We start from the raw sequence: 18,677 nt of genomic DNA, 5'->3' as shown, positions 1-18,677 counted from the left end.
TGTCTACTATAAGTTATGTCTGAATGCTCCGGCCCGATCATCAAAACGTCCTATAAGACCACAAAAGGCGTATGCTATCCCTTCGTCGTGATACTAGAATAGAATTAAGGGGTTTGATAGCTGTAACCGCAAATAACATTCTTCACTCTGAAGCGCACTGTCCCTATGGTGATCGGATGTAGAGGTCGTGCAGTGGCCAGATCAAAGGGAGTAACGTGGTTAAATCCTCCCACATAGGCTTTAGAGTCTGAGAAGAATGCAAGATCGCCAATGGAAGCAAGTTCAACAAACCTGGAAGTGCCACGATCTACATCGTAGATTTGCAGACCACCAAGAGGGGAATCATAGGGTTGAGTGGTGACACCAATATACTTTTGCGTAAGCGAAGTGCGAATTTTATTCTGACCTTTGTAACTGGGGATTTCTTTGAAATCATCATAGGTGATGTTCCCATTCTTATCGATATACAGGTTCTTGAATAATTTCAAAAAATCCCTGTCTTCTCGCATCGTGCAGAATAACATGCCGTTGTCCAGATAAACCCCGGATACCGTATTGTCCAGCAAACTGGTCTCCTTTGAAATGAAATTACCATTAGGATTAATAAAATAAAGGTATCCACTATCTCCAAGCCGCACCACAGTGTGTCCATTCGGGTGAACGGTCAAGGGGTTGGGAGGCCTGTTATTTATACCTTCTAGGTCTGTTCCAATGCCAAAATTAGCCCCACTGTTATTAGTGTCAATGTCAGTGTTAGTGTCAGTGGCAATTACAAGAATAGAATCTCGATCGGGAGGGACTACATTGCAGGCAAGAAAGTAGAAAGGACTGTTCTCATTGCCCGCAAAGGCGAGAGGTGTGTTGTACAAATATACAGTTCCAATTAAATAAATAGTGATGGCATTAAAAACCGTCAAGCTGGCATCTCCATAGTTGACTACATAGCCCTTTTTACCGCTAGGATCTACGAAGATAGCAACAGGATTTATGCCGAAAATTGGAATTTTTCCTATTAGGTTAAAGGTCTCCGTACTATAGACAAAGACTGCAGGCTCATAGGCATCCGCCACGTAAAGCTTATCCCCAGAGGGATTCAAGCACATCGCGGCAGGATTGCGGCCGGTCGTAATCCGTTTGATGATTTTATCGTTAGTAGGATCAATAACAGCGATATACCCAGCATTGCTAGTTACATAAGACACATAGACATAAGAAAGGCCGCTCCGTGTATTCCTGCGTTGTTGTGCTGTTTGATTCATATTCATAGATAAAATCCCCTTTCATACAGCTCAATCTCATGGACTCACCAGGCCCGGCGGACGGACAACCGGATGGGCAGGCGCGCAGGTTTGGTCTGGATGGCGCATCAGGTTGTCTGCTATAGGTTATGTCTGAATGCTCCGGCCCGAATCGTCCTAATGTCCAGTAAGGTGGAAAAAAGAGCTGCCCCCAAGTCCATTTTCGACTTGAAGAGACAGCTCGATTATTATACTCAAATGTGCATTACAAGGATTGATTGCTATAACCGGTAATAATGTTCTTCACGTTGACGCGGTCTGAGGGACTTGTGCCAATCGGAATAGCAGGAACGGGATTACTTGGATCTCCCAAAACAAACGGTTGAATCGAAGTCAGTTGTCCTACATAGGCAATGACGTCATCGTAAACTGCTAAATCACCGACATAAGGGAGCGGAACAAACTTTGAGCTAGCAGCGTCTACATCGTAGATTTGCAGACCACCTGTCGGGAAAGTGGTGGGTTGAATGGTGATGCAAATAGTAGTACTTTCATCACTTGTAACACGGATTTTATCCTGGCCTTTGTAACTGGGGATTTCTGTGAATTGATCATGGGTGATGTTTCCTTGCTGGTCCATGAACAGGTTGTTGAATTTTTTCAGATAGGCTCTATCTTCTCGCGAGGTGCAAAATAACATATTGTTATCCAGATAGATCCCGGATACCGTATTGTCCAGCATACTTGAAGTTTTGGACTTACCAATTGCATCGATTGCAAGGGAAGTCAACATGCCAGTCGGCCCAAGTGTGACCAGCTCCACTCCGCCTGGGTACACGGTCAAGGGGTTGTGGGTCCCGTCAAATTCGAGCTCAATATCGTCCCCGACTGGATAAGCGGTGTTATCACCAGCGGAAATAGCGACAACATTACCCTTATCATTATCGTTAGACTTGCATGCAACAAAGACAAAGGGGCTTTCCACCTTACCCGCAAAGGCAAAAGGGTAGCCGCTTCCGCTAGGCAAATCCACTTGCTCAATAACTGTATCTGTGACGGAGTCAATAATTGTAACGGCTCTGTCACCCGAATGGGCTACATAGACTTTGTTCACGTTAGCAGCAGCGAAGATAGCAATAGGAGCGCTAGAAGAGGTGGATGAAGAGCCAATGTGAAGGGTTTTGATCACGTTAAAGTTAAATGCATCTATGATCGTGACCGAATCATTGCCCGTATTTACTACATAGAGCTTATCCACACTTGGATTCAAGCACATAGGACCAGGGTTAAGGCCTACCGGAATCCGTTTGGTGACCTTATTGTATACAGGATCAATGACAGCGACATAGCCATAATAATGGGAAAGTTCATAACTCGCAAACACGTAAGGATTAAAATTTGATGCTAGATTTCTTCTGTGGTTTGCTATACCCGTATTCACGAATAAAAACCCCTTTCATGTCTTTCTGACTCATGGACTCGCCGGGCCCGGCGGACAGACAACCGGATGGGCAGGCGCGCCGGTGAAGTCCGGATGCCGCATCAGGTTGTCTGCTGTAGAGTATGTCCGGATGCTCCGGCCCGAATAATCCATTTGTCCAAGAAAGCCACAAAAGGGGCTGAGGTTACCCCTTCACCGCTCCCGCCGTAAGTCCGCTAACAATGTACTTCTGGCAGAAGATATACAGGATTAGTACAGGGAGCGAGGTTAGCACAAGATCCGCGAAGATCAAATTCCAGTCCCGGCTGTACTTTCCGTAGAAATTGTATACCGAGAGCGGCATCGTCCAGTCCGAGCTGTCGGTCAGGAAATAGAGCGGAATGGTGATGTCGTTCCAGACAGACATGAACACCATAATTGCTACGGTGGCGTTAACCGGGACGATCAGCGGGGTGACGATCCGGAAGAACACACCGAAGGTATTCGCCCCCTCCAGAAAAGCGACCTCATCCAGCGCCTTTGGAATGGACCGAATGAATCCGCTGTACAGAAACACGCTGAACGCTGTATTCAGCGAAGCATAGATCAGAATGACGCTGGTGATGCTGCCGTAGAAGCCCATCCATTGCACGACACGGATCGTGGTGATGGTCGACATCGGCGCGATCAGGCCCATGAAGAAGAACATATACAGGAAGCCTGACATCTTGGTCTCCCGGCGCACCAGAATGAACGAGGCTGCCGAGGAGGTGAAGATATTCAAGATGGAAGATACGCTGGTAATCAGCATCCCGTTCAGGAATGCGCGTCCCAGGCCGCCTTCGCGGAACACCTCCGTATAATTGGAGAATTGCCATTGCTGCGGCAGCCGCAGGGAGAACCTCAGCACCTCGGAGCTGGTCATGAAGCTGCCGAACAGCATGATCAGCAGCGGCAGAATAATCAGCAGGGAGGCCAAGATCAGGAACCCTTCTACCAGATAGTTGCGCCAGGCCATTTTGCGTGTGAAGCTCATTATTCCGATACCTCCTTGCGCCGCATGAAGATCAGCAGGGGAATGGCAATGATGGTTACAGCAGCGAACAGCAGGGTATTGACGGCGGTACCCAGTCCCCAGCTGCCTTCCCCGAAGGAGCGGAGGATAATTGTTCCGACCACCTGGGAGGCATTGCCGGGTCCCCCGCCGGTGAGCACGAATACCTCGGAGAACACCTTAAGCCCGCCGATCAAGGTGAGCATCAGATTGATGTTGATGGCAGGGAGCAGCAGCGGCAGGGTAATGCTGCGGAAGCTGCGCCAGGAGCCGGCGCCGTCGATGGTCGCGGCTTCATAATATTCCTTCGAGATCGACTGGAGTCCGGCCAGGTAGATCGCCATCTGGAAGCCTGTATGCTGCCAGATGGAGACGGCGGCAACGGTCCAGATGACAATCGCGGGATTGGTCAGCCAGGCCTGGCTCAGCGAGGACAGTCCAACCGCCTCGAAGATGCGGTTAATCGTCCCGTCAGAGCGCAGCATAGGAGTGAAGACGATGCTAATCACCAGTACGCTCAGGATCGACGGCGAATAGAAGACCGCCCGCAGCAGGTTTCTGGTTTTCAGCCGCATATTGAGGCCGACCGCCAGCGCGATGCCGAGCAGATTTTTGCCGATAACGGTAACCACCGCGAAGATCGCTGTATTCTTGATCGCAAGCAGCAGGGTCCGGTCGGTGAAGATCCGCTCGAAGTTATCCCAGCCGATGAACTTGATGGTATCGCGGTCCAGCCGCCAATCGGTGAAGGAATAATACAGTCCGGCCAGCGCAGGCAGCACGAAAAAGATCGAGTAAATCAGCAGCGCCGGCCAGATCAGGTAATACGCGTACAGCTTTTTGGATACATTCATGTCCTCACACTCCTAGAAGCCTTCTACCCCTTTATCCTTCATGAGCTGGCTGAATTTCTCATCCCAGGCCTTGAGTACACCCTTGGCGTCCAGGCCGCCGGCGAATTCATCCTGAAGCAGACGGTACAGCTCGCTGCGGTCCACGATCATGTAAGCGTCGGTGGTCAGCGTAGTTTTCTTCGGGGTGATATATTGATCGACAATCTCCTGCTTGTAATCCGGCAGCTTCGGTGTGGTCACATCGCTGAAGTTCGACACGGAGCCTTGGCTGTCCACCATCTTCTGGGCAACCTCTTTGCTGGCGAGGAACTCCAGGAACTGCTTCGCTTCGGCCATATGCTTGGCCTTCTTCGGAATGAACAGCTGTCCGCCCAGCGGGCTTGCCCCGAGATTCGCATCCTCCGAGGTAGGAATGGCGAACAGGCCCAGATGCACATTCGGGTCCTTCTCAGCCACATTCACAATCAGCCAGTCGCCCATGAACATCATGGCAGTCTCCTTGTTCAGGAATTTGCCCACGGCCATATCGTAGCTGTCGCTGAGAATGTCGGTGTTGGTGTAGCCCTTCTTGTAGACCTCATACTGCTGATCCAGGAAGGTGGCGAACTCCGGAATATCGGACCACTTCTTGCGTCCGGCATTGATGTCATCGAACAGAGTAGGATCATTCTTGGCTGCCCAGTCTGCAAAAGCCGCTGCCGGCCAGATATTCGCCGCCCAGTTATCCTTAAACGGCATGAAGACCGGTGTGATGCCGCTGGCCTTGATTTTCTCGCAGACGGCCAGGAATTCCTCATAATTCTTCGGAATCTCAAGCCCCAGATCTTTGAAGATATCCTTGTTGTAGACGACACCCTGCATCCCGGTATCCTGGCTGTAGTGGAAGCTGTAGATATGATCATAGGCGGAGAGAACATCCTTGTTCAGCAGCCGGCTGACCCAAGGCTCGTTATCCAGAATCTCGAAATTACGCTCCAGGTTAAGGTCTGTGGTCGCACTCGCCAGATTGTATTGAATCAGGTCAGGCACCTCGTCGACGGCCAGTTTGGTCTGCAATACGGTGGCCGTCTGCTCTGCCGGTAGCAGCTGGAGGTTGACCTTGATATTGGTTTTCTGCTCGAACTCATCCAGCACATCCTGGGCGACGAACGCCGAATCCTGCGAGCTTTTGGACAGGGCCAGCTCGATGGTTACCTTCTTGCCGCCGCTCCCGCCGTTATCTGCTCCGCCTCCGCCGTTTGTTGCCTGGGCATTGTTCTTGCCTGTATTGCCGGAGCCGCATGCCGCCAGGGATAAGGTCATGATTCCGGCCAGCAGGCCTGTTGCGATTTTCTTGCTTGTGGTGCTCATCTGATCGCCCCCATAGTGTGATTTATTGTATTGTATCCGCTTGCATGTTTGATTATAGAGTGAGCGCTGCTTAAGGTACATGTTTGTGCTTGACTCTTTCTGTGTAATATCCTGAACTTAGGAGACGGCTTGTCTTTTGGCCCGATTGGTTGTAAAGTAGGCAGCATCTTAAGTTTCAGGGAGGGTCCGGCTTGGCTACCATCTACGACAGATTACGCAAAGGCGGGGTTCAGGCCAGTCTGCAGACCAAGTTCTTCTTCACCTTCATGCTGCTGCTGCTGTTCGTGCTGGGCTGCTTCCTGGTCTATGTGAACTATATGGTCATCCGGCCGCTGAAGGACAAGACAGAGGATGAAATGAAGCTGGCCGCCGTCAACGTCAGCGATCAGCTGAACCTCTATATCAATAACCAGAATCAGCTCTCCCAGCGGATTCTTTCGAACAAGGATGTGTTCACCCTGCTGTCTGCCGGGGATTACTCGCAGCTTACCCTTGAAGGGCTGACCCGCAGCCGCAGACTGAAGGAGATGATGTTCCAGGCGCTGGGTCCAAGTCTCAATATCGAAGATATGATTATCTATGATCTCCAAGGAGACGGAGTCGCCTCTTACATCGGATACGCCGGCAATCCGGCTTCCCTCCGGCCGTTTCTGGCGGAGAGCAGCAAGCTGGCGACCTGGAATGCAAGCGGTTACGCACTGTACCGCCATCAGGGGGAGGCTATCTCTTTTGTGCGGGCCATTATGAATCAGAACGGGCAGGTGTTCGGCTATCTGGCGGTCCGGCTGGACCAGCGGTATCTGGACAGGGCGGCGGGGGGAGTGTCCGGCGGCAAGGTCTACATTATGGATCAGGACCAGCGGCTGGTCGCCAGCTCTGCGGGCCTTCCGGAAGGAGAAAAGCCTCCGGCATTCGCAGTGCCTTCCTCGGCATCCGGAATCTATCTCAGCAGCAGCGAGGATTATGTGGCCTATCACCGGTCTGCCGAGACGGGCTGGACCACCTATGTGGTGAACCCCAGGAATGTGGTACTGGGTCCGGTCAACTCGGTAAAATATATCTCCATCCTGCTGATTACAGCGCTGATTCTGTTCTCGTTCATCTTCATCTACTTCTCGACAAAGAATCTGCTGCTGCCGATCCGCAAGCTGCGCAGCCAGATTCTGCGGATCAACTACAGCAATCTGAATATCAAGACGGATGCGCGTACCCACAACAATGAGCTGATCCAGCTGAATGGCGCGTTCCAGGAGCTGCTGGAGCGGCTGCAGGAATCGATTGAGCGGGAGAAGCTGGCGCTGCATGAAGAGGTGAAGTCACGCAATTCCGCGCTGCAAGCCCAGATTGCCCCGCATTTTATTCACAATGTGCTGTATCTGATCAGTATTGCCGCCCAGGAAGGGAAGAATAACGTGGTGACGGAGATGTGCAAGCATCTGTCGGACAGCCTGCGCTATATTGTCTCCTCGCCTTACCAGCATGTGACGCTGACCGAGGAGCTGAAGCATACCCAGCACTATTTGTCGCTGATTCAGCATAACTTCGAGGACGATCTGGAGTGGGAGATTGATGCAGATGAGGGCTTTGACCGGATTGAGCTGCCCCGGCTGGTCCTCCAGCCGTTCGTGGAGAATTGTATCGAGCATGCATTCAGGAACACCGATCCTCCGTGGAGAATCCAGGTACGGGTGAAGGTGTACAACGGCTTGTGGGCCATTGAGATCCGGGATAACGGGGAGGGCTTCGCGCCGGGCCGGATCAGGGACATTCTGGATCATATTCAGGAATCGGATTCCGGGGTGTACGAGCTTCAGCATCATACTTCCGGGATCGGCAATATGGGGATTGTGAACACGGTGAACCGGCTCAAGCTGATGTACCGGAACCGGCTGTTCTTCAACATCTATAACCACTCGGAGGAGGAAAAAGGCGCCACGGTCCAGATTATCGCATCCATGAGCAAAGACTTCTACTAGAAACCGGGAGGGACAGCCATGTATACCGCTGTTATTGCAGAAGACAGCAAGCCGATTCTGCGGAATATTGAGGCCCTGATGCGCTCCACAGAGCTGCCTGTGCAGATTACCTTCACCGCATCGAACGGACTGGATGCACTGGAGTACATCAAGGCTAACCCGGTGGATATCCTGCTGACCGATATCCGCATGCCCAAGCTGGACGGGCTGGCGCTAATCGGGCAGTGCCGGGAGGTGAAGCCAGCGCTCAAGGCGGTGCTGATCAGCGGGTACAGCGACTTCGAGTATACGCGCAAGGCGCTGAACCTGCAGGTATTCGATTATCTGCTGAAGCCGGTGGAGCGGGAACAGCTGGCTGAGGTGATGCAGCGGCTGGTCGCCCATCTGGAGGAGCAGGGGGGCAGCAATAAGGGATTGCCGGAGGTGTTGGCCGCTTCAGAGCAGCGGCCTAAGAGCAGCGAAGAGCTGTTCCGGCAATTGGAGCAATATTTGCAGCAGCATCTCTACTCCCAGCTCTCTATCACAGAGGTGGCGCTCCAGTTCCATGTCAGCCCGTCCTATGTCAGCCGGATCTTCAAACGGCATTCGCAGCGGACCTTCGTGCATTACTATATGCAGCTTAAGATTACCGAGGCCTGCCGGCTGATTGCCGCCAAGCCGGAGCTGAAGGTGAAGGAGCTGTCGGAGGCGCTGGCCTTCGCGGATCAGCACTATTTCTCCAAGGTGTTCAAGGAATACACGGGCGTCAGCCCGACCGAATACAAGGAAGGCCGGAGCAACAGCGGGTAGCCGGTCTTCATGCACAAGAACGGTATCGCTCCCGGGCGGGGGGCAGTACCGTTCTATTTGCCGTATTTGCCTGGCGGAATGCCCGTGATGTTCTTGAACGTGCGGATGAAATTGGCGTAATCGTTGAACCCGGACAGGTAGCAGGTATCGGATACGGAGGTTCCGGCGGAGAGGAGCTGCTTGGCTAGGGCAATTTTTTTGAGCAAAACATAACGGTAGAGGGTGCCCCCGGTCTGCTGCTTGAACAGATGGCTGAGATAATATTTGTCCAGGTTCAGCTCGCCCGCGATATGCTCGATTGTCAGCTTCAGGTGCAGGTGGTTGTCGATATAGCTCATGGCGGACTGGATATGTGGGGAGATCAGGCTGGGCACGGCGGAACGGGAGCGGCTGTACAGCTCGTTGACCATCACCAGAAGCTGGATCAGATAGGTCAGTGCCAGCACCTCGCTGCCGTACTGCCTGTTCTCCAGGGCCGAGATCAGCTGCAGGGCCAGCTTGGTATATTCCGTGAGCAGCGGCTCCTCCATCTGTGCGAGATTATTCTCCCCCGGCTTACGGTTCTGAAAGCACGCGAGCAGATTCGTGGCCGCCGTACAGAACGGATAGACCAGCTGTGCCTTGAAATGAATCGTGAGCCGTTCGTAAGGCTGGCCGGTGACGTTGAAGATCTTATGAATCTCATGATTGTTGAACAGGAGGACGTTGCCCCGCTGCAGCGGATAGCTGTACTGGTCGACGAAGCCGTTCACGCTGCCGCCGAGGAACAGGAAGATTTCATAGTGGTCGTGGATATGGAAATCACGGGTCGGCGAGACCGGGGAGTTACCCAGGCCGGCCAGAATATCGCCGTCGAATTTCTCGTAATACCGGTTATGCTTCATGGCCGCTGCCTCCCTTTCTGGTAATCACAACATTCGCAATAAATCGTTAATATCCGCAAAGACATTGCAATAATATCACAGGTACACTATATATGAAAACGTATTATTCGGAGGGAGAACCAGCCATGAACAAGCAGGAGCTTACGGACATCGTTGCCGGGATGAAACCGGCTGACTTAAGTCTCTATTATCCGCAGGGGGATGCGGGAGCTTTTTGGACCGGGGCCATGTCCTCCGCAGCCTTGCAGGCAGACATTGAAGAGATCCGCGCGGAGGCGCGCAGGCTGGACGGGCAGCCGATCCCGGTGCTGACATACAGCACCTTCACCCTGTATGCGCGGACCGGTTCGCGGCTGGAGTATGAACGGCTCTATTTTGACCGCCGGAGAAGATTGAACACGTATGCCCTCTTAAGCCTGCTGGAGCCGGAGCGGGCAGACTGGCTGGAGAAGCTGGGTGACATTGTCTGGGCGGTCTGCGATGAGTATACCTGGTGCGTTCCCGCCCATCTGCCCGCAGCGCCGGAGGCGTCCGGGATTCACCGGCATATTGACCTATTCTCAGCGGAGACGGGGTTTGCTCTAAGTGAAATCCGGGTGCTGCTCGGGGACCGGCTTGCCCCGCTGCTTAAGGACCGGATACGCTATGAGCTGCAAAAGCGGATCTTCCAGCCGTTCCTTGCCCATGGCCCGTATTTCTGGGAGACCTCTACCCATAACTGGGCGGCGGTCTGCTCAGGCTCGGTCGGGGCTGCTGCACTGCTGCTTGTGGAGGATAACTCCATGCTGGCGGATATTCTGCTGAAGACAGAACGCAGCATGGATTATTACCTGCAAGGCTTCGGGAATGACGGCGCGTGCCAGGAGGGGCTGGGCTATTGGAATTACGGCTTCGGCTATTTCACGTATTACAGCGATCTGCTCCGCGCCAGAAGCGGGGGCCGGCTGGACTGGTTCAGGCAGGACAAGGTGGCGCGGATCGCCCGCTTCCAGCAGCAGTGCTTCATTGACGGCAGCTATGTCGCCAATTTCTCGGATTCGCAGCCGCAGGTGAGAGTGCACATGGGACTCTCCCACTATCTCGCGGAGACCTGTGAAGGTGTGCTGCGTCCGCCGTCCGCTCTGCGTGCCCCGTTCACGGAGGACCATTGCAGCCGCTTCGCTCCGGCGCTCCGCAACCTGCTCTGGGTGAGAGCAGGCGGGGAGCAGGAGGCCTGGGAGGCGGGCAGCTGTTATCTGCCCGATGCCGCCTGGCTGGTGTCGCGGCATGTATCTGTGGCCGGAGCCTTCGGCTTCGCCGCCAAGGGCGGGCATAACGACGAGCCGCACAACCATAATGACCTCGGCCAATTCATTCTGAGCAGCCGGGGGGAGATCCTCGCCGCCGATCTGGGCTGCGGGGAGTATACGGCCGAGTATTTCGGCGCCGGGCGTTACGGGTATGACTGCAATGGCTCGCAGGGACATTCGGTGCCAATCATTGACGGACAGTATCAAGGGGCCGGGCGGGAGTTCCGCGCTGAGGTGCTTCATGCTTCAGCGGGGGAAGAGCGGGATGAGCTGACGCTGGAGCTGGCCGGGGCGTATCCGGTCAGCGGGCTGAAGTCCCTGGTACGTTCGCTGGTCTGGCATAAGGAGGAGCGGCCCCGTCTGGAGCTGACCGAAACCTACCAGTATAACGGAGCACCGGCAAGCTGGACGGAGCGGTTTGTCACCTGGCGCAGGCCGGAGCTGCTTCAGCCCGGCAGCGTATTGCTGCCCGGATCTATTGCGGGTAATGGCGTTCAGGTTGCCTATGATCCGCAGCTGGTGCAGCCTGAGATTAACGCTCATGTATACAAGGATCATTATGGCCGGGACACGCAGTGGCATAGTCTGGACTTTCAGCTTCTCCGGCCGGAGGCAGAGGGTGTGCTGAGATTTACGTTTCAATTTCTGTAAGTGAACGGCGGGAGAGCCGAATATTGTGACAAAGGCGGGATTATAAGATGAGCGGAACGACACAGCAGGTGTGGGTAGACGAGGCGTGGAACCAGGCGCTGGCCAAAACCAGGCGGAACAGCGCACGCATTGGGGCTGAATTTCCCCATGCCAGCCAGGGAAGCAAGTATGTGCTGGAGGCCCCGAGCTGGTGGACCGCCGGCTTCTGGCCGGGCATGCTCTGGCAGCTCTATGCCGGGAGCGGGGAGGGGGACGTCAGCTTGAAGGCCATTGCTGAAGACTGCGAGCAGCGGCTGGATGAGGTGCTGGACGGTTATGTGAAGCTGGATCATGACCTGGGCTTCATGTGGCTGCTGACCAGCGTAGCCAATTATAAGCTGACGGGTGCGGAGGCATCGCGCGTCCGCGGGCTGAAGGCGGCGAGCCATCTGGCCGCCCGCTTCAACCTGAAGGGCCGCTATATCCGGGCCTGGAATCCCTGGCGCGAAGGCGAGGACAACAGCGGAGTGGCGATTATCGACTGCAGCATGAATACAAGCCTGCTGTTCTGGGCTTCAGCGGTAAGCGGGGACCCGCGTTACCGGCATATTGCCGAGGCGCATATGGACACCGTGCTGGAGCATTTCATCCGGCCGGACGGCTCGGTCTATCATATTGTCAACTTTGACCCGGAGACCGGCGAAGTTCTGGAGAAGCGCGGCGGGCAAGGCTATGCGCCGGAATCGGCCTGGTCCCGCGGGGCGGCCTGGGCGCTCTACGGCCTGGCGCTGGCTTATCACCATACCGGCAAGCAGAGCTATCTTGACGCCTCCAAGCAGGTGGCCCATTTCTTCATCACACGTCTGCCTGAGGACCATGTGCCGCATTGGGATTTCCGCGCACCGGGAGAAGTTGGCGAAATCCGCGATACCTCTGCCGGCTCCTGCGCGGCCAGCGGCCTGCTGCTGCTGGCCAGCCAGACGGAGGCATCCGAAGCACATGTCTACCGGAATGCGGCTCTCCGCATCACTGAGTCCCTCTACCGCAATTACGGCACCTGGGACGATGACGGGGAAGAAGGGCTGCTGCTTCACGGCACCAGCAACTACCCGGAGAACCGGAACATCGATGTGCCGCTGATCTACGGTGATTTCTTCTATGTTGAGGCGTTGGCGCGGATCAGAGACGCCGGGCCATTCTATTGGGAGTAGGAGGGGTGAGGAGCATGAATGCTAAGGCAGCTTCGCCGCAGCGGCGGCTACCGGTTGCTGACAATCCGCTGAAGACCCGGGACGACCTGCGGACAGCGCTGGACCAGCTTACCGGTCCGCTTCGCCCGTTCTATAGCAGCGGAGGCGCGAGACTTGAAGTGGGCGCAACGGGAGCGAGTTATCCGGCAGCGATTGCCGGTATGGAAGGCTTCTCCCGGGTGCTGTGGGGATTGATTCCGCTGCTGAGCGGAGGCGGGAAGAGTGACCTATGGGCCGCAGTGTTGGACGGTATCCGGCATGGGACCGATCCTGGGCATGAAGAATACTGGGGCGAGGTGCAGGACTACGACCAGCGGCTGGTGGAGATGGCCGCCTTCGGGTTCGCGCTCGCCAGTGCGCCGGAGCATATCTGGACCCCGCTCACTGCGCAGGAGCAGGAGCACCTCTATCAATGGCTGAATCAGATTAACAGCCATCCTTGTTATGACTGTAACTGGCTGTTCTTCAACGTGCTGGTCAATATCGGGTTCCGCCATATCGGACGGCCGTATGATGCCGTTCAGCTGGAGAACAACCTCCAGCGGATGGATGCCTTCTATCTGGGCGAGGGCTGGTACAGCGACGGCATTGACGGCCATTGCGATTATTACGGCCCGTTTGCTATCCATTATTATTCACTGATGTACGCCAAGCTGATGGAGCATGATGATCCTGAACGCTCCCGCAGGTTCAAGGAACGGGCCCGGCTGTTCGCCGCCGGATTCATCGGCTGGTTCGCGCCGGACGGCGCTGCACTCCCGTATGGCCGCAGTCTTGCTTACCGGTTCGCCCAATCCGCGTTCTGGAGCGCTTTCGCCTATGCCGGAGTTGAAGGCATTCCGGCAGGTGTGGTCAAAGGTATCGTGCTGCGCAATCTGCGCTGGTGGTTCAGTCAGCCGATCTTCGATGCCGCAGGTGTGCTGACCGTCGGATATACCTATCCGAACCTGATCATGGCTGAGAATTATAATGCGCCCGGCTCGCCGTATTGGGCGCTGAAGACATTCCTGCCGCTGGCACTCAGTGCAGAGCATCCGTTCTGGAGTGAGCCCGAGCTGCCGTTGCCGGAGCTGCCTGCGGTGATGGTGCAGAACCCGCCGCATCTCGTCCTGGTCCGCGAGCCGGATTCCGGCCATGTCGCTGCCTTCAACAGCGGGCATCTGTACACCAATGAGCATACTCATACCTCAGCCAAATACGAGAAATTCGTCTATTCCACCGGCTTCGGCTTCAGCGTGCCCCGGGCTGAATGGGGCTTGGCACAAGGAGCGTATGATTCCATGCTGGCGCTAAGTGAAGGCGGGGACAATCTGTACCGGGTGCGCCGCCGGAACCGGGAGACGGAGATCATCGACAATGTACTGCGCTCCGTGTGGCTGCCTTGGAGAGACGTAGTAGTGCGCACCTGGGTGGTAGCCGGCCTGCCCTGGCACATCCGTATTCACCGGATTGAGACAGGCCGGGCGCTGGACGTCGCAGAAGGAGGCTTCGCGCTGGGCCAGGAGACGGAGCTGGTGCAGCACCTGGACGGTCTGGCTGCGGCAGCAGCGACCCCATGGGGAACGAGCGCCATCAAAGGGTTGATGGGTTATACGAAGGCTCAGCTAATCTCGCCGAATGCCAACACGAATCTGCTTCATCCCCGGACGGTGCTGCCTACCCTGACGGCATCACTGGAGCCTGGAGTTCATTGGCTGGCCTCGGCGGTATACGGCGACCCTTCAGCTGAATATTCTGCTCGTCAGATCAGTGCGTCTGGTAATATTTTGCATGAGTCCCCAGAGACTTTGTTGAAGGTCGATATTGCCAAAGATAAGATCATACTGACAACGGCTGGTGAGGCGAAAATCCATATTCCAATGGATCATGATCAAATGAGATATAATATTTAATGTAATTAAAGGATTTCATTTCCAGAAAAATGGTCTCAATGTGCCTAAAACAAACATAATAATGAATTATAAAAGATGAACTTAAGAATGATGTTTCGTCAGGCGGGGCTTCCGCCCTCTGTTAAGGAAACTTGTTGAACGTATCCAAAGCAGGGGGCTGTTCGCCCACACATGTGCGTGCCCTCAATAATACTATAAAGCACTAACAGAGGAAGGGGGATATTGGTAACACTGTAAGCAAATACTTCATTATTGAGAGGAGACATTATATGTCACAAGCGAACCTGCCCAACATAACGCCAACTATTTCATTATCCAGAGAAGACGCCATTTCGTTACTGATCTCATCTATAGCCATGGAGGAACTGGGCCTTAGTCACATTATTAATGCTGAGGGGGAGAAGCTGCAGTATATTCTGGGAACTTTGCCTGGTGTGAGTGCTCCAGATGTTACAATAAGCGATATTCTCAGTGTCAATGACAGTGTGATCAGCACATTGCGTGAAACGGTAAAGAAGGAATGGTTATTAAGCAGCAAGCTTGACAGCATTCTGAGTACTCCTACGCTTGTTGGGCCAACTGGCGCAACCGCAGCACGTAAATTAGGAAAACGGGCAGTTAGCGAATTATTAGCCAGTTAAACCACCTCAGATTGAGTATTAATCACTACATATTGATACACTCTTTGAATTTCATCTATGAACTTGAATTTTATGCTGATATTTCCGTTCTCATAGATTTTGATCTGCTCTACAAGTTCAACCAGGACATCCCTAGTCAGCTTCTCTATGTTCTGAAACTTCTTGTATGCTTTGAAGAAGGGCTCCGTGGCATCCACTTCGTGTTTAAGTGTTTTCCTTTCCGCTCTCAATGTATCAATGATCTGTTCCAGCTCCTGCATTTGACTGCTGTAACCCTCGGACATTTGGAGATATTCCATCTGGGAGATTAAACCATCCTTCCAGTCCTGCCACACGAGCTGCTTATATCGGGCAATATTTGCAAGCTGTTTTTCTCTCTGCTCCAGAGCATTCTGTAATTTAACAGACGGGCTTTTATACAATGGGGCTTTGTTGATGATGGCAATCGTTTTCCAATAGTCAACTGCCAGATAAATCTGCTGTTGGATTGCATAAAGTACAGCCTTCTCTAATTGGCAATGCTTGAAAGAGTGCTTTGAGCAAGCTGTTTTGGATTGGTCTTTGTAGGTACGGCAGAAGTAATAGATGTTGCCTTTAACCTGGCTGCGCGCCATTGCCTTGCCGCAATCTGCACAGCGCAGATAACCGCTGAATAAGTACAGCTCCTTCTGTTGCGGACCGGTTCGGGTATTTTTCGTCAACAATACCTGAGCCTTTTCAAAGAGTGACCGTTCAATAATCGATTCATGGGTATTCTCGACAATGTACCATTCATTCTCCGGCATTCTTTCCTGCACATGAATTTTATAGCTTTTCTTGCGATAGCGCCCTTGCACCATATCACCGCAATACATACGGTTTTTTAAGATTGTCGTCACGGATGTAGCTGACCATAAAGGTTTTTTTGTTGCATCCAGATTCGGATTTGTATATTTCTGTTTTAGAACCTCCCGCTTATACAAGGCCGGACATAGAATGCCCTGTTCATTTAGGCTCCGGACAATCGCATTTTTGCTCATGCCTCCCAAAAAACTGCTGTAAATATTCCGGACAACAGCTGCAGCGGCTTCATCAATGATTAGAGCATTTTTATCATTCGGGTTCTTCAAATAACCAAAGGGGGCAAAGGAGCCGATATGTTCGCCGTTGCTGCGTTTCAAGTCAAATACCGCTCTGACCTTGTCGGAGGTTTCAGCACAATGGTTCTCATTGATCAGGCCTTGTATGGGAACGGAGATATTACGCATGTTATAGGGGGCTTTATAGCTATCCAGCGTTTGGTGATATAACGAGATAAAACGTATGTTATAACGGGGAAAAAAATCGTCCAGATAATAACCCTGGTCACTATAGTTGCGGAATGAACGGGCCAAGTCCTTCACAGCAACACAATTAATCTTTCCTGCTACAATATAGGCGAGCATCTCTTGGAAATTCTCCCGCTTCTCGTCGGTTGTTCCTGATACACCATCATCAATGAAAATCTTGACTATATGGTATATATCTCCATCTTTTATTTCAGAAAAATGCCTTCGTAAAATTTTTACCTGATTATTAATACTCCCGGAATCGTCATGCTTAAGTAAGTGTTCGTCCTCCTTGGATAATCTGATATAGAGTCCGACATACCATACCTTCCTTGATTGCTTGAATGCAGCTAATTCCGCAGGGTTAACTCGGGTTTTATGCATTTTATCCCCCTCTCATTACCTTTCAGCTCTGGCCATAAATAGCTCTAAAGACCATTCTTGTTACGTTTCAGAAAGTCGGAGAACAAATCCTGCAAAGTGGGGGCATCCTCAGGGAACTCCAATTTAACACCCGTCTCACCTAGGCGAAAGCAGTAGGGGTTTTTTGCAGCCGTTATGACACCTTTTGCACGTTGCTCTTGAATAATAGTGTTATCGAAGGTGAAACCGCTAAGATCAGCCAAATCCTCCTTGTTCACAGTTGTGATATCTACTTCTGCTAACTCTGAAAGCTTAATACGTTTTTTTAGATGCATTTTGTCGCCTCCTCTTAAGCCTAATCTTTATCATACGTATGCATAGCTCGGATTGTCCTATGATTTTGAATCTATAAAGAGGCTTTATTTGAAGCCATATAAACTGCATAACAGTGTGCCTCGGCCTCTTCAATTTTGGTATATATATCTAATCAAGAGGTGCTAAAATTATAGAATGCCTGGTTACTCATTTACCACATAATTCCTGCTGGCGTGATGTGAATCACACTATTCTCTGCATAAACTAAATTGTCTGCCAGACCTTTCTTTCAGATGATCTAATAGCTTTGCTTGTCGAAGTAAGAGGTGTTCTGCGAATTTCTTGGGGGATACCGGTTTTCCTTATTAGTGTGTGACGACCGGGCCTACAGGCCCAGCTGGGGGGCCCGTTGGGCCCACAGGTCCAACGGGAGCCACCGGAGCGACTGGAGCGACTGGAGCAATCGGAGTGACGGGAGCAACAGGGCCTGCCGGAGTGACGGGCCCAACGGGAGCCACCGGAGCCGATGGTGCAGCCGGAGCGACGGGGGCAACGGGGCCTGCCGGAGTGACGGGCCCGACGGGAGCCACCGGAGCCGATGGTGCAGCCGGAGTGACGGGGGCAACGGGGCCTGCCGGAGTGACGGGCCCGACGGGAGCCACCGGAGCCGATGGTGCAGTCGGGGTGACGGGAGCGACGGGGCTTACCGGAGCGACAGGGGCAACTGGAGTCGCCGGTTCCTCTGCCATTATTCCATTCTCATCGGGATTGCCGGTTGTCGTTACGGGACTGCTTGGCAATCTTGTAGGCACAACCACTTTGGTCGGATTCGGAGGCAATTTCCCGGGTGTCTCTCTCGCAGGCGGCAATGTCAATCTTGTCGGCGGTGCCGGAGTTGCGACCAACTATGCTTTTGTAGTTCCGCGCGATGGCATAATTACTTCAATTTCAGCCTTCTTCAGTGTAGTTGTAGGCCTGTCTTTACTGGCGCCTGTAACGGTCACAGCCCAACTTTTTGCATCCACTACGCCGGACAGTAACATCTTTGCTCCGATTTCAGGAGCAGAGGTGAATTTGAGCTTGCCTGGATTGATCAGCATCGGAGATGCGGTCAATGGCAACACACCAGGGCTTAATATCCCTGTCACAGCGGGAACCCGTCTTCTCATGGTATTCTCCGGTACCTCGGCTTTAGCCGTAACGCTTACCGGTTATGCCAGTGCAGGTGTTTCAATAAGTTAACCCGGTCTGCAGACCTTGTCACCCGGCGCTATCCCGCCGGGTGGCTATTATTCATTCGCGGCATGAGTGATGCTTGCAGATGTATTCAAGGGAGGAATTGGCAAAGTGAATAGGAGAAGGTTATCCAGAATTCAGAGGAATGTCATCAGTGAGCTTATCGGGACCTACAGGATGGTCAATCAA

General features: G+C 53.1%; 15 protein-coding genes. 7 read left to right on the top strand and 8 right to left on the bottom strand.

Features of this window, described 5'->3' with window-relative positions:
* Positions 1-104: 104 nt before the first annotated feature.
* The 5 genes from MHI24_RS06495 to MHI24_RS06475 all read right to left on the bottom strand — a co-directional run bounded on the left by MHI24_RS06495 (position 105) and on the right by MHI24_RS06475 (position 5,916).
* Entirely contained in the window at positions 105-1,265 is a 1,161-nt protein-coding gene (locus MHI24_RS06495; RefSeq protein ID WP_340024759.1) for a YncE family protein, read from the bottom strand.
* A 238-nt stretch (positions 1,266-1,503) separates the two neighbouring features.
* Positions 1,504-2,679: a hypothetical protein gene (locus MHI24_RS06490; protein WP_340024758.1), complete on the bottom strand. Its 1,176-nt coding sequence runs from the start codon at positions 2,677-2,679 to the stop codon at positions 1,504-1,506.
* A gap of 184 nt (positions 2,680-2,863) precedes the next feature.
* Complete coding sequence (locus tag MHI24_RS06485) at positions 2,864-3,694, bottom strand: carbohydrate ABC transporter permease (RefSeq protein ID WP_340024757.1); 831 nt, start codon at positions 3,692-3,694, stop codon at positions 2,864-2,866.
* Positions 3,694-4,566 carry a sugar ABC transporter permease gene (locus MHI24_RS06480; RefSeq protein WP_340024756.1) on the bottom strand — a complete coding sequence of 291 codons (873 nt, stop codon included), beginning with the start codon at positions 4,564-4,566 and terminating at the stop codon, positions 3,694-3,696. The genes MHI24_RS06485 and MHI24_RS06480 overlap by 1 nt, the downstream gene beginning before the upstream one ends.
* Before the next feature lie 12 nt (positions 4,567-4,578).
* On the bottom strand, positions 4,579-5,916 hold the full coding sequence (locus MHI24_RS06475; RefSeq protein ID WP_340024755.1) for an ABC transporter substrate-binding protein: 1,338 nt from the start codon (positions 5,914-5,916) through the stop codon (positions 4,579-4,581).
* 191 nt (positions 5,917-6,107) lie between these two features.
* On the opposite strand from MHI24_RS06475, the gene MHI24_RS06470 reads away from it, so the two are divergent.
* Together MHI24_RS06470 and MHI24_RS06465 are read left to right on the top strand one after the other, a co-directional pair.
* Positions 6,108-7,892, top strand: a complete 1,785-nt coding sequence (locus tag MHI24_RS06470) for a histidine kinase (RefSeq protein WP_340024754.1) — start codon at positions 6,108-6,110, stop codon at positions 7,890-7,892.
* An 18-nt stretch (positions 7,893-7,910) separates the two neighbouring features.
* On the top strand, positions 7,911-8,681 hold the full coding sequence (locus tag MHI24_RS06465; RefSeq protein ID WP_340024753.1) for a response regulator: 771 nt from the start codon (positions 7,911-7,913) through the stop codon (positions 8,679-8,681).
* A 53-nt stretch (positions 8,682-8,734) separates the two neighbouring features.
* On the opposite strand, the gene MHI24_RS06460 is transcribed toward MHI24_RS06465, so the two are convergent.
* A complete protein-coding gene (locus tag MHI24_RS06460) occupies positions 8,735-9,565 on the bottom strand; it encodes an AraC family transcriptional regulator (protein WP_340024752.1) in 831 nt (276 codons plus the stop codon).
* Positions 9,566-9,690: 125 nt separating this feature from the next.
* On the opposite strand from MHI24_RS06460, the gene MHI24_RS06455 reads away from it, so the two are divergent.
* The 4 genes from MHI24_RS06455 (at position 9,691) to MHI24_RS06440 (ending at position 15,267) form a co-directional block, all read left to right on the top strand.
* Positions 9,691-11,505, top strand: a complete 1,815-nt coding sequence (locus tag MHI24_RS06455) for a hypothetical protein (protein ID WP_340024751.1) — start codon at positions 9,691-9,693, stop codon at positions 11,503-11,505.
* Between the two features lie 47 nt (positions 11,506-11,552).
* Positions 11,553-12,695, top strand: a complete 1,143-nt coding sequence (locus MHI24_RS06450) for a glycosyl hydrolase (RefSeq protein ID WP_340024750.1) — start codon at positions 11,553-11,555, stop codon at positions 12,693-12,695.
* A 14-nt stretch (positions 12,696-12,709) separates the two neighbouring features.
* Entirely contained in the window at positions 12,710-14,626 is a 1,917-nt protein-coding gene (locus MHI24_RS06445; protein WP_340024749.1) for a DUF2264 domain-containing protein, read from the top strand.
* Between the two features lie 269 nt (positions 14,627-14,895).
* The gene (locus MHI24_RS06440; RefSeq protein WP_340024748.1) at positions 14,896-15,267 is read left to right on the top strand and encodes a hypothetical protein; all 372 of its coding nucleotides are present in this window, start codon (positions 14,896-14,898) and stop codon (positions 15,265-15,267) included.
* Here the strand turns inward: MHI24_RS06440 and MHI24_RS06435 are convergent.
* Positions 15,264-16,958, bottom strand: coding sequence for a recombinase family protein (locus MHI24_RS06435; protein ID WP_340024747.1), 1,695 nt, complete (start codon positions 16,956-16,958; stop codon positions 15,264-15,266). The two genes, MHI24_RS06440 and MHI24_RS06435, sit on opposite strands and share 4 nt — an antisense overlap.
* 44 nt (positions 16,959-17,002) lie before the next feature.
* Entirely contained in the window at positions 17,003-17,272 is a 270-nt protein-coding gene (locus MHI24_RS06430) for a DUF6870 family protein (RefSeq protein WP_340024746.1), read from the bottom strand.
* Positions 17,273-17,720: 448 nt separating this feature from the next.
* Between MHI24_RS06430 and MHI24_RS06425 the strand changes: the two genes are divergently transcribed.
* On the top strand, positions 17,721-18,494 hold the full coding sequence (locus tag MHI24_RS06425; protein WP_340024745.1) for an exosporium glycoprotein BclB-related protein: 774 nt from the start codon (positions 17,721-17,723) through the stop codon (positions 18,492-18,494).
* The last annotated feature ends 183 nt before the right edge of the window (positions 18,495-18,677 follow it).

The organism is Paenibacillus sp. FSL K6-1096 (assembly GCF_037977055.1).
In the GTDB taxonomy this organism is placed as follows: domain Bacteria; phylum Bacillota; class Bacilli; order Paenibacillales; family Paenibacillaceae; genus Paenibacillus_AQ.
Note: the sequence above shows the minus strand (reverse complement) of the source record. Positions and strands in the feature narration are given on the sequence as shown.

Bases quoted from the DNA above. Each gene is read 5' to 3' on its own strand.
- MHI24_RS06495 (WP_340024759.1), bottom strand. From the start codon at position 1,265: ATGAATATGAATCAAACAGCACAACAACGCAGGAATACACGGAGCGGC.
- MHI24_RS06465 (WP_340024753.1), top strand. From the start codon at position 7,911: ATGTATACCGCTGTTATTGCAGAAGACAGCAAGCCGATTCTGCGGAAT.
- MHI24_RS06430 (WP_340024746.1), bottom strand. From the start codon at position 17,272: ATGCATCTAAAAAAACGTATTAAGCTTTCAGAGTTAGCAGAAGTAGAT.
- MHI24_RS06445 (WP_340024749.1), top strand. From the start codon at position 12,710: ATGAATGCTAAGGCAGCTTCGCCGCAGCGGCGGCTACCGGTTGCTGAC.
- MHI24_RS06440 (WP_340024748.1), top strand. From the start codon at position 14,896: ATGTCACAAGCGAACCTGCCCAACATAACGCCAACTATTTCATTATCC.
- MHI24_RS06475 (WP_340024755.1), bottom strand. From the start codon at position 5,916: ATGAGCACCACAAGCAAGAAAATCGCAACAGGCCTGCTGGCCGGAATC.
- MHI24_RS06460 (WP_340024752.1), bottom strand. From the start codon at position 9,565: ATGAAGCATAACCGGTATTACGAGAAATTCGACGGCGATATTCTGGCC.
- MHI24_RS06455 (WP_340024751.1), top strand. From the start codon at position 9,691: ATGAACAAGCAGGAGCTTACGGACATCGTTGCCGGGATGAAACCGGCT.
- MHI24_RS06435 (WP_340024747.1), bottom strand. From the start codon at position 16,958: ATGCATAAAACCCGAGTTAACCCTGCGGAATTAGCTGCATTCAAGCAA.
- MHI24_RS06450 (WP_340024750.1), top strand. From the start codon at position 11,553: ATGAGCGGAACGACACAGCAGGTGTGGGTAGACGAGGCGTGGAACCAG.
- MHI24_RS06485 (WP_340024757.1), bottom strand. From the start codon at position 3,694: ATGAGCTTCACACGCAAAATGGCCTGGCGCAACTATCTGGTAGAAGGG.
- MHI24_RS06480 (WP_340024756.1), bottom strand. From the start codon at position 4,566: ATGAATGTATCCAAAAAGCTGTACGCGTATTACCTGATCTGGCCGGCG.